The following is a 15,371-nucleotide window of genomic DNA, read 5'->3' as shown; positions in this document are numbered from 1 at the left end:
GATGATAGTGTTAGAAGTAGCGAGGAGATTTTAGTTTAGTACTCATAAATTTAAATTCATACATGAGTAATATTTCATGAGTTCCAGTAGTGTAACTTGCGATATCTGAAATTGGTTTTTCATAGGCATATCCAATACGTAGTTGTCTAGATATTTGAAAATCTACAATGCCTCCAATGGCAGCAGTTTCTTCGTTAATCCTATAAGAACCACCTAACCAGAATTTATCGTTATATAAAAAATTAGCAGTTAAATCGTAAGACAAGGGAGCCCCATTAGTTGCTTTTATTAGAAATGCTGGTTTAAATTTGAAATGCTTGCTTATGTCAACAACTACACCTCCTGTAAAATAATAACTAATACGTTCAAGAGCTTCATAACCATTTTCTTTATGTAAATCGGTATTCAATATTCTTGGTGCAGATAATCCGAAATATAATCGATTTGTACTCCAATAAACACCTGCACCAATATTCGGTGACCATCTATCTTCTGTACCATAAATAAGTGGGTCGTTTTGGTTATCTGGATCTACTCGGAAATTAGAGTCAAAACTAAATTGTGTAAAGCCACCTTTAACTCCAAAGGATAATTTTCCATTTTTACCAGTTGGAATTGAATATGAAAAATCGCCATATAGGTATGTGAAATTTTGCGGACCTAAATCATCTTCCATAAAAGATAAGCCTAAACCTATTCGGTCGTTTCTTAACGGTGTATTTATAGATAATGTTTGTGTTATTGGTCCGCCTTTAAAACCAACCCATTGGCTTCTGTGCAGTCCAACAATACTTAACGCTTCTCTACTACCAGCATAAGCGGGGTTGATGGAGATGGTGTTGTACATATACTGCGTAAATTGCGGTAACTGTTGTGCAACTCCCAACGTACAGCTTAACAAGACAATAGCTAATATGTTATATTTTAAAAGTTTCATAGGTTAGGTTTTATTTGGTTCCGATATAAATAGGTCCAGTTAAAGGACTTATCCCGCTATTTTTTAGATTAATGATGTAATAATAAGTTCCTGAAGGTAACATACCGTTGGAGCCTAGAGATGAATTAGGAGAAGTACCATTCCAATCACCTTGTACTCCTGATGTTTCTATACTCCCTAGAGTGTAGTTTTTAGATTCATAAACTAAAGCGCCCCATCTGTTGAATATTTTAACCTCAGCAACAAACCCACATAAATCTATACCCTTAATATCAAAAGTATCATTATAACCATCTCCATTAGGAGTGATTGCTGTGGAGATTTTGATTTCATCTTCACCACATGGTAGAACTACACAATCAGCATGTAAATTCATAACCACTTCATTCACGCTAATACAACCATTATCCGTTGTGGTGTATCTAAACCTATAGTTAATACCATCTGTTCCTGGACGAAAATCTTCACTCATTCTTATCATGGTAGGGTTGAATATGTTTCCAACGAGTCTAGCAGGAGATTGACCCTCTACAATTTCCCAGGTTCCATTGGTATTTATACTTTTAGGCATGAAATTAAAGAGGTCTACAATACCATTATTGAAGCAGGTGTCTGGAGCAACAAACTCGGTAAATATTTCATCAAGCCTAACATTAATAGTTTGAGTGTATGTAGCTTCATTTTTACATTCATCGGTTACTGTCCATGTTCTTACAATTTGATAATCGACAAATACATTTTCATCAAATGAATTTGTTTCATTAAAATCGATTATAATGTTAGAGCTACAATTATCATTAAACGTCATATTTGGTATTTCAGGAACGTTTGTACAACTTACATCCAAAGTGGTTGTAAATGATGTTGATGGCACAGGTGCTGTTGTATCTTGAACCGTTATTATTTGAGTGTGTGATGCTGTTAACCCACATTCATCTGTTGCTGTATATGTTCTCGCTATGGTGTAATTATTAATACAACTTCCAATGGTTTTTACATCATTGTAGGTCACTGTTGCGTCTCCACAATTATCAGTTGCAGTTAAAATAATAACATCAGGTATAGCATCACATTCTACAGTAATATCGCCAGGTAAAGTCTCAACAAATTGTGGTGCTGTTGTGTCTTGAACCGTTATTATTTGTGTGTGCGTAGTGGTTAACCCACATTCATCTTTGGCTGTCCACGTTCTCGCTATTGTATAGTTGTTTTCACAACTGTTATTTGTTCTAATATCACTAACTGTAACTGAAGCTGTTCCACAAATATCAGTAGCCGTTAAAATTACGGGAGATGGAACAGCGTCACATTCTACAGTTATGGCTTGCAACGGTAGAGCTTCTACAAATTCTGGAGCTTTTGTGTCTTGAACTGTTATTGTTTGTATATGGCTTCTAGAAACACCGCAATCGTCTGTAGCAGTATAAGTGCGCTGAATGATATAATTAGAAGGGCAACTTCCATCAATTTTACGCTCATTCATTTTAACAGTTGCAAGCCCGCAATTATCTGTGGCTGTTAATATTTCCGCAGTTGGGATGTTATCACATTCTACAACCATATCGGGAGGTAAAATAGATTGATCGAATTCTGGAGCAGTAGTATCAGATGTTGAAATTTCCTGATCGGCAGATACTGAATTTCCAGTAAAGTCAGTCGCCGTCCAAGTACGGGTTATTGTAAATGTCCCAGTGCAGGCACCATCTGTTCTAACGTCATTATATGTGATAATTGGATTAGGATCACAATTATCAGTTGCTGTAGCGATACCAAATGCTACAGGTGATAAATTATCACTACATTCAGCTGTTACATTAGGAGGTAAAGTTAGTATAGGATCAATGGTATCATTAACGGTGATAATCTGTGCTGTAGTTGATGCATTTGAGCAGGCATCTACAAAAGTCCAACTTCGAGTGATTATGATATTTAACGGATCTGTGTCATTAACACTATCAACACCTAGTACTGTAATATCCCCACTACAATTATCGGTAGTTGTTAAAGTTCCTGGGGCAGGTACATCACCAATACATTCATAAGTAACATCTGAAGGCGTGCTAGGCAATGCTGGAACTTTTGTGTCTTCAATTTTAAATGTGGCTGTAGAAGTCGTTTCATTTCCACAAGCGTCTTTTACCGTAAATGCTACAGTTGCCATACCTGTTTTACCGCATTCATCAGAAAGCATGGTAAAATCGTTACTCCACGTCATAACTGAACAATCCTCAGTAGCAATAGCTCCTCCGTTTGATGTAAGCCAGTTATTTAAATCAACTAAATTTCCGTTACCATCACATTCCACTGTTAAATCGGTAGCTGGTGTATCAATAGTAGGTGCAATTAGATCTTTAATATGATAAATTGCCGATGTAGAACTTGTGTTTCCACATTCATCTTCGGCAGTAAAATTGACTACAATGCCTTTGCCTAATTTACATTTTACACTTACATCACCACTATAATCGTGAGTCCATTTTATTTTACTGCAATTGTCTGTAGCTGTCGCTCCAGCATTTGAAGCTAACCAATCTAAAATTTGCTGTTCAGTATCACCTTTTCCACATATAATTTCAATGTCAGAGGTATTTGTATTATCTATTAAAGGACTTGTTGTATCTTCAATAGTAAATGTAGCATCTTTGGTGATTTTGTTTCCGCAGTCATCAGTTAATGTAAAAGTTACTGTTTCAGTTCCTGTAGCGCCACAAAGATCACTTAGTCCTGAACTATTATTTGTTACCGTAGCATTTCCGCAAGTATCTGTTCCGCTGAAAGAAGTTAACCATGCAGCAAAAGAGCCGTTCGGATCAGAAGTTCCATCACATTCTACTATTGCATCCTTTGGTTCATTAGTCCAAGTTGGATCTGTTTTATCCTCAATAGTAAATGTAGCATCTTTGGTAATTTTGTTTCCGCAATCATCAGTTAATGTAAAAGTTACTGTTTCAGTTCCTGTAGCGCCACAAAGATCACTTAGTCCTGAACTATTATTTGTTACCGTAGCATTTCCGCAAGTATCTGTTCCGCTGAAAGAAGTTAACCATGCAGCAAAAGAGCCGTTCGGATCAGAAGTTCCATCACATTCTACTGTTGCATCCTTTGGTTCAATAGTCCAATTTGGATCTGTTTTATCTTCAATAGTAAATGTAGCATCTTTGGTGATTGTATTTCCGCAGTCATCAGTTAATGTAAAAGTTACTGTTTCAGTACCTGTAGCACCACAAAGATCACTTAGTCCTGAACTATTATTTGTTACCGTAGCATTTCCGCAAGTATCTGTTCCGCTGAAAGAAGTTAACCATGCAGCAAAAGCACCGTTCGGATCAGAAGTTCCATCACATTCTATTATTGCATCCTTTGGTTCATTAGTCCAAGTTGGATCTGTTTTATCTTCAATAGTAAATGTAGCATCTTTGGTGATTTTGTTTCCGCAGTCATCAGTTAATGTAAAAGTTACTGTTTCAGTACCTGTGGTGCCACAAAGATCACTTAGTCCTGAACTGTTATTTGTTACCGTAGCATTTCCGCAAGTATCTGTTCCGCTGAAAGAAGTTAACCATGCAGCAAAAGCACCGTTCGGATCAGCAGAGCCATCACATTCTACCGTTGCATCCTTTGGTTCATTAGTCCAGGTTGGATCTGTTTTATCCTCAATAGTAAATGTAGCATCTTTGGTGATTTTGTTTCCACTTTCATCGGTGAGTGTAAAGGTTACCGTTTCAGTTCCTGTAGTACCACATAAATCACTTAATCCTGAACTGTTATTTGTTACCGTGGCATTTCCGCAAGTATCTGTTCCGCTGAAAGAAACTAACCATGCAGCAAAAGCACCGTTCGGATCAGAAGTTCCATCACATTCTACTGTTGCATCCTTTGGTTCATTAGTCCAAGTTGGATCTGTTTTATCTACTACTGTAACAGTTTGAATACATGATGCTTTATTGCCTGAGTTGTCCTCTACAGTCCAAGTTATTGTTGTATCTCCAAGTGCAAATGGCTCGATAGCATCATTAGTTATACTAAAAACTAAGCAGTTATCATTAGTGCTTGGTGTACCTAGATCTACAGATGAGGCTGTACACAAACCTGCATCAGTTGTTATAGTAACATTCGTAGGACATGTTATGGTTGGAAGTGTCACATCTGCTGGAGCCTCAATTTTGAAATCCTCCTTTATTTCACAACCATTAGCATCTGTTACTGTGACTTGGTAATCTCCAATGGCTAGGTTTGAAATATCTTCGCTAGTTGCAGAAAAATTATTAGGCCCTGTCCATTTAAAAGTGTAAGCTGGAAGTCCGCCAGAAACGGTGATATCAATTTCTCCTGAAGTATCTTGTTTGCAAGTCACATCAGTTTTGGTTCCAGTTAGTTCTAAATCTTCTATAACTACTGTGACTGTTCCACCGCCTAGGTCACAACTAGTACTTAGACTTTTAATATTTATTACATAAGTTCCTACAGTTAAATTATTAAAAGTGGTTCCTGTTTGATAATTGGCTCCACCATCAATAGAGTATTCATAATCATTAGTATTTGCTCCAGTAGCATTTATTATTTCTAGATTATAACCATTTGAATTATTACAAGTTACTTGGTATGTTGGTGTAGGAGGAAGTGCTACATAGCTTAATTTTACTTCACCTGTGTCACATACCGAGGTGTTAGGGTACGGTAGGCATAATTGGTATGTGAAATCTACGTCTCCAGTAAAATTATTTGATGGCGTAAATTTATAAGTTCCGTCTTGATTAAATGTAAAACTATGTCCTGTAGAACCATCAGAAATCGTTGGCCCAGAAATTAAAGAATATGTTGAACCTTTTGGCTCATTGTTCAACTCATTTAAATCACCATTATATGTTTTGTCTAGACATTCTATAAGTTGTTGATCTACGGCATATTTTTGAAGTAAAAAAAACTTACCATCACCATGATCTCGAGAGGCTCCTGTAAATTCAATTCGTGTTATTAAAGAGCCTGTAGGAGCGAGTTTGTCCAGGTAAAATAAGGCGATTGCAATAGTCTGTCCGTTACCATTACAACGTCCTGACCCCCAGTAATCTGATTCGGCATATCTAGGTTCAAAAGGTCCTGTACAATTTCTATAATCTCCTTTACTTCGTACAAACGTATCACCAAGTTTAACTTCAGTTCCTCCTGATGATCCAGCAGGGTATCCATAAACTTCAATAAAAAAACAGTTATTACCACCTCTTTCAGTAACTGCTAGAATACCACCGTTATTTGATGGAATTGCTGGGCTATAAGTAAGTGATTGTTTTTGGGCATTATTACTAGCTGAAGTAACAAGATTAAACGAATTACAAAAGACATAACCATTTAGGTCCGATATAAAATAATGGTTAAGATTTTTATCTCTATAGGCGTCTAGAGCTTTATCATTCCAAGTTGCATCTGAACTCGTTGTAAGTATAGGGGTACCAACATTATTTTTAACAATTTGATTTTTACCATGTCCATCTGGTCCAACTCTGTCAAGAGAATACCCTGAAGGAACTACAAATGTATTATAAAGTGTGGTACCAACTTCAATAGATTTAATGGTTGCCGGCGACTCATTTGTGACTTGAGAAGGTTCTACCCAATTAAATTTAACATCTTTTCTTATAGAAGTTGCCTGTTGACCAATTTGAGCAAAAGTTAAAAAAGGAATAGCAATAAAAAAGGCTATGAAAAAGGCTTTGTTTATCTTGACTACCGAAATACAATTGTAATTATTTCTCATATTGCATTAATAAAGTGGTTATATTAGTTTATAAGGTTAGCTTTTAATACTTATTTCTGTTTTTTCAAGACATAGAAAAAAGCGATTAAGCAGAAACCGTGATATTATTTTATTGTTAAAAAAAGAGGGAAGAGAAACTATAGCATGATAGTTTACGGTTGGTTTGGTTCGGTTTGGGTTCATAAGCTAGTACTTTGTAGGTGTGACAAATGAAGCTATATGCCTAAAGAAGTTCAAAAAAAAATGTTAAATCACTTAAATATTCGTTTAAGAGTTTGTTAAAAGTTGTTAAACGGAATTATTAGTAATTTGTCGTCTTAAGTTTATTTCTGTGAAAAAATCTTGTGTTTGAGTTAGTTTTATTATTGTTTTGTGAGTATTTACCGATTAACAATGTAGAATTGTTAAATATCACAATCAGCACAATAACCGTAATTCTTAATATTTTATGAAAAATTTAATTTTAGTAAGACATGCAAAATCCTCTTGGGAATTTAATGTTATCGATCATGAACGCCCACTAAATAATAGAGGTATAGAAGATGCTAATTTGGTGTCAAAACACCTTATTAAGGAGTATATAAAAATCGATCAATTAGTGTGTAGTGATGCTAAACGAGCTAAGGACACTGCTAAAATTTTTTTATCTAACCTCAAAATTAATGAGAACATTGTTAGTTATAACTATGATTTATATGATTTTGCAGGATACAATCTTATTGATTTTATAAAATCATGTCACGATGGTATTGATGACCTTATGATTTTTGGACATAACCATGCTATTACAGATTTCGTAAACACGTATGGCGATCTTTTAATTGATAATGTACCAACTGCAGGTTTTGTTAAAATACAATTTGATGTTTTACACTGGAATGATATAGAGCAAGGTAAAACTGTTAAAACATTATTTCCTCGTGATTTAAAGTAAATACTTAATTAATATAATAAAGTCCCAATCTTAAATTATCATTAATTCTCATCTATTTTTGCCAATTACCAAGTGTTTTTGTTAACATTATTACATCAAAATACGATATATTTGTTTAGGATATATAAAACAATGCTGAATGACAAAAACAGAAGCCTCTGTAAATAATAGTTACATTAATAGAGAAATAAGTTGGTTACAATTTAACGCTAGAGTATTGCAAGAAGCTGCAGATGAAGCTGTGCCTTTAATTGAAAGACTTCGCTTTTTAGGAATCTTTTCTAACAATTTGGATGAATTCTTTAAAGTACGTTATGCTACCGTTAAACGTATTGTTGAAGCAGGTAAAGGTGCAAAAAACGAACTTGGCGGTATTAGAGCAAAAGAGTTGCTTGAAATTATTACTCAAATTGTAATTAGTCAGCAAAGTGAAAGTTTAGATATTTTATATGAAATAGGGAAGAAGCTTAGAGAAGAAAATATCTACCTTATAAATGAAACTCAAATTGACGATTCTCAGCATGAATTTATTAAGGAATATTTCCTTAAACAGGTAAGTCCAGCTTTGGTTACTATCATTCTTAACGATGAGGTTGTACTTCCTAATTTAAAAGATAGTGGTGCTTATTTGGCGGTTAGAATGTTAATGCCTGGTGATAAAAAGCAATTTGCTTTAATCGAAATACCGAAGGCGGTAAATCGTTTTGTTGTGTTGCCAAAACAGGATGACAAGTTCTTTATTATTGCTGTAGATGATTTATTACGTCATTGTTTGAGTGATATCTTTAATATTTTTGACTATAAAAGTATTTCTGCACATATGATTAAAATAACTCGAGATGGGGAGTTAGATTTTGAAAGTGATTTAAGTAAAAGTTTTATAGATAAAATATCCGATAGTGTTAAACATCGTGAAGTAGGAGAACCAGTTAGATTTGTTTACGATAAAACTATTCATAAAGATACCTTACAGTTTTTGATGTCTAAAATGGGTATTGATGCCACCGATAGTATCATCCCTGGAGGACGTTACCATAATAGAAGAGACTATATGGGATTCCCAAGTTTAGGAAGAACAGATCTTTTGTATGATAAAATTGAAGCCTTGCCTATAAAAGGATTAAGCCTACAAAGTAGTATATTTAAAGCCATTGCAAAGAAGGATTATTTACAGCATGCACCATATCAAACATTTTCATATGTCGTAAAATTTTTAAGGGAAGCTGCTTTAGATCCAAAAGTAAAAACTATAAAAATTACGATATATCGTTTAGCGGAAATATCACATATTGCAAGTTCTTTAATTAATGCAGCGATAAACGGAAAAACGGTTACGGTTTCCATAGAACTTCGGGCAAGGTTTGATGAGCAAGCTAATATAAACTATGCCAAGCAAATGGAAGAGGTAGGTGTAAACCTAATATTTGGAGTAGCAGGGCTTAAAGTACATAGTAAAATGTGTGTTATCGAGCGTGAAGAAGGGAAAAAAATACGTCGTTATGGTTTTATAAGCACAGGTAATTTTAATGAATCTACCGCTAAAATCTATACGGATTATACTCTTTTCACAGCCAATCAAAAGATTTTAAAAGATGTTGACAAAATTTTCAGCTTCTTTAAAACGAATTATAGGATTAACAAATATAAGCACCTTATTGTATCTCCTCATTACACAAAAAGAGAAGTTTTTAAACTTATAGATCATGAAATTGAAAGTGTTCGTCAGGGTAAAGAAGGCCTTATTAGACTAAAAATGAACAGTATTTCTAGTTACAATATGGTAGATAAACTTTATGAAGCTAGTCGTGCAGGCGTTAAAATCCAGATGATTGTTAGAGGCTTATGCTGTTTAATTCCTGGAGTGCCTGGAATGAGTGAGAACATTGAAGTTATAAGTGTGGTGGATAAATTCTTAGAACATTCTAGGGTTTATATTTTCGGAAATGAAGGTAATCCAAAAGTGTATATTTCTTCTGCAGATTGGATGACTAGAAATATTGAAAATAGAGTTGAGGTAAGCTGTCCGATTTACGATGAAGACATCAAACAAGAAATAATTGAAACATTTAATATTTGTTGGAACGATAATGTGAAGGCTAGAATATTAAATGACTCACAAGAAAATGAATACCGCGTAAATGATGATGAAAAAATTCGTTCTCAGTATGCGCTTTACGATTATTATGTTAAAAAATTAGAAAATTAATATGCTTTCATTAAAAAAATATGCTGCCATAGATATTGGTTCAAATGCAGTACGTCTTCTTATTTCAAATATTATTGAACAAAAGGGACGTCCTGTACAATTTAAGAAAAACTCATTAGTTCGAGTTCCAATTCGCTTAGGTGCAGATGTTTTTGTAAAAGGTAAAATATCTAAAGAGAATACCCAGCGTATTCTAGACACGATGTTAGCCTTTAAACTATTAATGAAATCTCATAAGGTTGTAAAATATAAGGCTTGTGCCACATCGGCGATGCGAGAATCATCCAACGGTAAACAAGTTGTTGATTTGGTATTGGATCATGCTGGAATTAGTATTGATGTTATTGAAGGAGAAGAAGAAGCGGCAATAATAGCAGCTACCGATTTAAATAAATATATCGACCCTAATAAGACCTATTTGTATGTTGATGTAGGTGGAGGTAGTACCGAATTTACAGTAATAGATCATGGTAAGTCTATTGTTTCTAAATCTTTTAAAATAGGAACCGTTAGGCTTCTTAATGATATGGTTAAGAACGAAGCCTGGCAGGAACTTCGTGAATGGATTGCGTCAAACGCTTTAGATTACGAAAAAATATCTGTTATTGGTTCTGGTGGAAACATCAATAAAATATTTAAAATCTCAGGAAAAGCGATGGGAAAACCACTATCGTATTTCTATATGAGTTCCTATTATAATACACTTCAAAGTTATTCTTACGAAGAACGAATTTCAGAGCTAGATCTTAACCAAGATCGTGCTGACGTAATTATTCCAGCGATGCGCATTTATTTATCTGCCATGAAGTGGAGCGGTGCTAAAAATATCTATGTTCCTAAAATTGGGCTAGCAGATGGTGTTATAAAAAGTATTTATTACGACACCGTTTCTAGCAATACACAGTAAAATTCTGCACTTTACCTTTTATTGTTGTAGGTGTTTATAATTATAATATATATTCGTCTTTATTAAGATTATTCGATACCCCAACTATCGCTTAAACACTACTAAAGGATGAAGTTATTATATATTGTTAATCAATTGAATGGCACGACTGGGCAAGAGCGCATTATTGCAATAAAAACTGATTATTTCATAAAAGAATATAATTACGACATTGTTGTTATTGCCCTAGAAGAAGAAGGCGATAAGCCGTTTTTTAATGTCAACAGTGCTATTAAAAAATACAATTTATCTAAAGGAAAAGATGTTTTAATTGGTGGTGTTTCAAAAATGAAACAAGTCAATAAGATTTTAGAAGATGAAATCCCTGATGTTGTAGTCGTAGTAGTCGATAATATTTCTGGGCTTTATATGCCTAATTTCTTAAGTAAAAAATTTAAGTATGTTTATGAGCGTCATAACTCTAAAAGCGTAAACTACACTCAGAATTCAAATTCAATTCCAACCCAGTTTATTAATAAAGTAAAAAAGGCTCTACTAGATCAAGGTGGTAGAGGTTATGATAAAGTGGTTTTACTATCAGATGATCATATTGAAGAATGGAAATATTTAAAAAATATTGAAATTATTAGTAACCCCTTAATATTTTATCCTGAAAGTTATGCGTCACTAGAAAATAAACGGGTATTAGCTGTAGGACGTCATACACATCAAAAAGGCTTTGATTTTCTCATAAAAAGTTGGTCTGAAGTGGTTAAAACTCATAAGGATTGGACTCTAGATATTTACGGAAAAAAAGATGAATATTCCAAGTATATCAATATGGCTGAAGATTATGGTGTTTCTGAATATATAAATTTTCATGAACCTGTTTCAGACATCATGAGTGTATATTTAGAATCTTCCATTTATGCCCTTTCATCTCGATTTGAGGGTTTTCCATTAGTTCTTATTGAAACCATGGCCTGTGGTGTTCCAGCAGTGGCATTTAATTGTCCTTGTGGTGTAAAAGAACTTATAACAGATGGAGAAGACGGCTATCTGGTTGAAATCAATGATATTCAGAATTTTTCCCAATCATTGATTAAACTCATTGAAAATCCTACAACTAGGAAAAATATGGGAGCTGCAGCTCGTAAAAATATTTTAAGATTATCGCCTGAATCTATATTTCCAAAGTGGAAAAAATTGTTTGAAGAACTCTCGAATTAAAATAATTAACCAACCCCAATAACCTTTTAATTATGAAATATATTTACTTATTAACAGTAATCTTAGTGTTTTCTCTGAATGTGAATGCTCAAAATGTAAAATACGGTGTTCGAGGAGGTATGAATATTTCTAGCTTAGATTTTAAAAGTGAAGTTCCAGCAGGAAACAAACATAGAAATAGTGTTTACATTGGTTTTTTAGCAGATATAGGCTTATCCAAAACCATATCACTTATTCCTGAAATTCAATTTTCATACGAAGGGTCAAAAGCCGACGTATTACAATTTGATTATATTCAAATGCCGATTTTAGTTGGCATTAAACTATTTAAAAATTTTCATGTCAACTTAGGACCACAGATTGGATTGAAAATCCATGAAGTTGATGATATGGCTGCTAACTTTGGCTTTTCTTCAATTATAGGAGCTGAATATCGAATTAATCAAGCGCTATTTGTTGATGTACGTCACTCCAACGGTCTTATAAATGTTTTTGATGACGATTCAGGCGTTGATGCAAAAAATAATAATTTTCAGATAGGCGTAGGTTACAAGTTTTAACCATGTATTGATTCTGAAGTTCCTAAGTTACTCATGATTTCAGCTTCATAATCAAGTAAATCTTGCCATTTGGCATCAACTTCTTTTTTATCACCATATTTTCTAGCAAAACCTAAAAACATGGTGTAATGATTGGCTTCACTAACCATTAAATTTCTATAGAAAGTTGCTAATTCTTGATCTTCTAATTCTTCGGAAAGCAATCTAAAACGTTCACAGCTTCTAGCTTCAATTAGTGCAGCGTATAACAGTCTGTGCGTTAGTTGTGTTGTTCGGCTTCCTCCTTTAGGAAAAAATTTTAATAATTGTATAACATAATCATCACGTCTATCACGCCCTAATACCCAACCGCGCTCAATGATTTTATCATGAACCATTTTAAAATGACTAATCTCTTCTTTTACTAAAGCTGTCATTTCTTGTACTAAATCGGTATATTCAGGAAAACTTACAATTAAAGAAATAGCTGTACTCGTTGCCTTCTGTTCACAAAATGCATGATCGGTTAAAATTTCTTTAATGTTTTTTTCTACGATATTAACCCAGCGAGGGTCTGTTGGTAATTTTAGTCCGAGCATCATTTTATGTTTTAAAATTAAATTAAGAGGTTAAAGACCTAAATCAAAAGTTTTTCGTAAAAGGTCAATACTTGGGTTTTTCTCCTTTAATTTTTCAAATTTTTCTACTGTGGTATAAGCATATTGTTTTTCCATGACTTCATTGATCGTGATCTCTAACGAAATATCATAATTACTTAGAGATTGACGAATATGAAGCAAAAGACCGTATGACTGACGTTCAACTTCTATTTTGTTGGTAGCATTAGGAAATTCTAAATGTGCTGTTGTTCCTTTTAATTTTGGAGTATCAATGGCTAAAATAGAAGCTAGATTGTGTTTACCTTCTTTTCTTAATATTCCAATATATTCATGCCATACCTTTAAAAACGCCTCTTCAGTAAATGCTTCGGTTGGCAAGTTTTCTTCATCAACCACCACTTCCATTTGCTTGATTTGGTGTTCCTTTTTTGCTCTAATACTACTAAGTGAGAGTCCAGAAGTTCGTTTTGTCTCTTGCTTTAAAACGACCTTAGGCGGTTCTTTTACTTGGAATGAAGCTGCTGGATTTTTACTAGCATCCTTTGCAGGAGTTGCTGTTGTTTGAGTTTTCGGAGTTTCAATGTCCTTTTTTACAGGAATAGGAGTGATGCCTTTCTTTTGAAAATAGGATGCAGGTATTATGTAATGTTTACCATTTTTTTTTTCTCCATCGAAAGTGATAGAGGCAAGCTGCATGAGGCATAGTTCGACGAGAAGTCGTTGATTTTTACTGGTCTTGTATTTGAGGTCGCAATCGTTTGCCAGATTAATTCCTTGCATTAAAAACTCTTGGGAAGCTTTTTTAGCTTGTTCCAAATACTTTGTTTTTGTTTGATCTCCTACTTCAAGCAATTCTATGGTTTCTGGATTTTTGCTAACTAAAAGATCTCTAAAGTGTGATGCTAAACCAGCAATGTAATGATGTCCATCAAATCCTTTTGAAAGGGTATTGTTAAATTGTAATAGTAAATCTGGTATTTTATTTTCTAAAATTAAATCGGTACTCGTAAAATATGTTTCGTAATCTAGTACGTTTAAATTTTCTGTAACGGCTTGTCGCGTTAAGTTTTTTCCAGAGAAACTAACTACTCTGTCAAAAATCGAAAGGGCATCACGCATGGCGCCATCTGCTTTTTGGGCGATAATATGTAAGGCATCATCTTCAGCAGTAATACCTTGTTCTTCAGCAATATATTTTAAATAATTTTTTGCATCTTTAACTGTAATACGCTTGAAGTCAAATATTTGACATCGAGATAAAATGGTTGGGATTATTTTGTGCTTTTCGGTAGTTGCTAAAATAAAAATACAGTGCTTAGGTGGTTCTTCTAATGTTTTAAGGAACGCATTAAAAGCCGCTTGCGAGAGCATATGCACCTCATCAATAATATAGACTTTATATTTACCTACTTGTGGCGGAATGCGAACTTGGTCGGTTAAACTTCTAATATCATCAACCGAATTGTTTGAAGCCGCATCCAATTCAAAAATATTAAAAGCAAAATCTTCTTCACCAGTTTCCTTTCCATCACTATTAATCATTTTAGCCAAAATACGGGCACAAGTTGTTTTACCAACACCACGAGGCCCTGTAAATAATAAGGCTTGTGCTAAATGATTATTTTCAATGGCATTTAATAAAGTATTTGTAATAGCTTGCTGACCAACAACGTCTTTAAACGTTTGTGGTCTGTATTTACGCGCCGATACAACAAAATGTTCCATTGAAAAATCTTAGAAGAACAAAGTTAAAAATTCAATGCTTAAAACTGAATTCATAAGCTAAAATTTAATAGGAGTTATTAACAATTTATGTACTTTTGCGCGCAAGTAAATCGCCTTATCGCTGTTCATGAAAATGAATAGAGGAAAGTCCGAACACCATAGTGCAACATAGTGGTTAATGACCACCAGTCGTGAGATTAGGAAAAGTGCAACAGAAAGTATGTACAGGTAATGCTGTAGTGAAACCAGGTAAACTCTATGTGGTGCAATGTCATGTAAACTAGCGTTCCGATAACTATCGGGAGAAGGCGGCACGTTTGATGCTAGAGGGTAGGCAGCTAAAGTGTATGGGTAACTATACATTCAGATAAATGATAAGGGTGTTTAGTATTTTTAGAGTAATCTAAATTAAATACTAAACATACAGGATTCGGCTTATAGATTTACTTACAAATAAATAAACCCTTCTTTTGATTTAAAGAAGGGTTTATCATTTAAAAACTAGTGACTAACTAATAATTATAATCTTTAAAAAGTCACAT

The 15,371-nt window shown here is 34.0% G+C and carries 9 protein-coding genes and 1 other RNA gene; 6 read left to right on the top strand and 4 right to left on the bottom strand.

What is annotated here, in order from left to right; all coding sequences use genetic code 11:
- Nucleotides 1–10 precede the first annotated feature (10 nt).
- Nucleotides 11–937, bottom strand: a complete 927-nt coding sequence (locus Q4566_RS05090) for a type IX secretion system membrane protein PorP/SprF (RefSeq protein WP_303419101.1) — start codon at nt 935–937, stop codon at nt 11–13.
- A 10-nt stretch (nt 938–947) separates the two neighbouring features.
- The gene (locus Q4566_RS05085) at nt 948–6,689 is read right to left on the bottom strand and encodes a gliding motility-associated C-terminal domain-containing protein (protein ID WP_303419098.1); all 5,742 of its coding nucleotides are present in this window, start codon (nt 6,687–6,689) and stop codon (nt 948–950) included.
- Between the two features lie 448 nt (nt 6,690–7,137).
- On the opposite strand from Q4566_RS05085, the gene Q4566_RS05080 reads away from it, so the two are divergent.
- The 5 genes from Q4566_RS05080 to Q4566_RS05060 all read left to right on the top strand — a co-directional run bounded on the left by Q4566_RS05080 (nt 7,138) and on the right by Q4566_RS05060 (nt 12,505).
- Nucleotides 7,138–7,623 carry a histidine phosphatase family protein gene (locus Q4566_RS05080; protein WP_303419095.1) on the top strand — a complete coding sequence of 162 codons (486 nt, stop codon included), beginning with the start codon at nt 7,138–7,140 and terminating at the stop codon, nt 7,621–7,623.
- Nucleotides 7,624–7,762: 139 nt separating this feature from the next.
- Nucleotides 7,763–9,829 (top strand): polyphosphate kinase 1, encoded by a 2,067-nt coding sequence (ppk1, locus tag Q4566_RS05075; RefSeq protein WP_303419092.1) that lies wholly within the window; start codon nt 7,763–7,765, stop codon nt 9,827–9,829.
- Nucleotide 9,830: 1 nt separating this feature from the next.
- Nucleotides 9,831–10,736: a Ppx/GppA phosphatase family protein gene (locus tag Q4566_RS05070; RefSeq protein WP_303419090.1), complete on the top strand. Its 906-nt coding sequence runs from the start codon at nt 9,831–9,833 to the stop codon at nt 10,734–10,736.
- Between the two features lie 108 nt (nt 10,737–10,844).
- Nucleotides 10,845–11,945 (top strand): glycosyltransferase family 4 protein, encoded by a 1,101-nt coding sequence (locus Q4566_RS05065; RefSeq protein ID WP_303419087.1) that lies wholly within the window; start codon nt 10,845–10,847, stop codon nt 11,943–11,945.
- 32 nt (nt 11,946–11,977) lie between these two features.
- Complete coding sequence (locus Q4566_RS05060; protein WP_303419084.1) at nt 11,978–12,505, top strand: porin family protein; 528 nt, start codon at nt 11,978–11,980, stop codon at nt 12,503–12,505.
- Here the strand turns inward: Q4566_RS05060 and Q4566_RS05055 are convergent.
- Nucleotides 12,502–13,083: a tRNA-(ms[2]io[6]A)-hydroxylase gene (locus tag Q4566_RS05055; protein ID WP_303419277.1), complete on the bottom strand. Its 582-nt coding sequence runs from the start codon at nt 13,081–13,083 to the stop codon at nt 12,502–12,504. The genes Q4566_RS05060 and Q4566_RS05055 overlap by 4 nt on opposite strands.
- A gap of 30 nt (nt 13,084–13,113) precedes the next feature.
- Entirely contained in the window at nt 13,114–14,829 is a 1,716-nt protein-coding gene (gene dnaX, locus Q4566_RS05050) for a DNA polymerase III subunit gamma/tau (protein ID WP_303419081.1), read from the bottom strand.
- A 102-nt stretch (nt 14,830–14,931) separates the two neighbouring features.
- Here dnaX and rnpB point away from each other — a divergent pair.
- Nucleotides 14,932–15,283: RNase P RNA component class A (gene rnpB / locus Q4566_RS05045), an RNA gene on the top strand.
- The last annotated feature ends 88 nt before the right edge of the window (nt 15,284–15,371 follow it).

It is taken from the genome of Tamlana sp. 2_MG-2023, assembly GCF_030548465.1.
Classification (GTDB): Bacteria; Bacteroidota; Bacteroidia; order Flavobacteriales; family Flavobacteriaceae; genus Pseudotamlana.
This window is presented reverse-complemented; position numbering and strand designations above follow the sequence as displayed.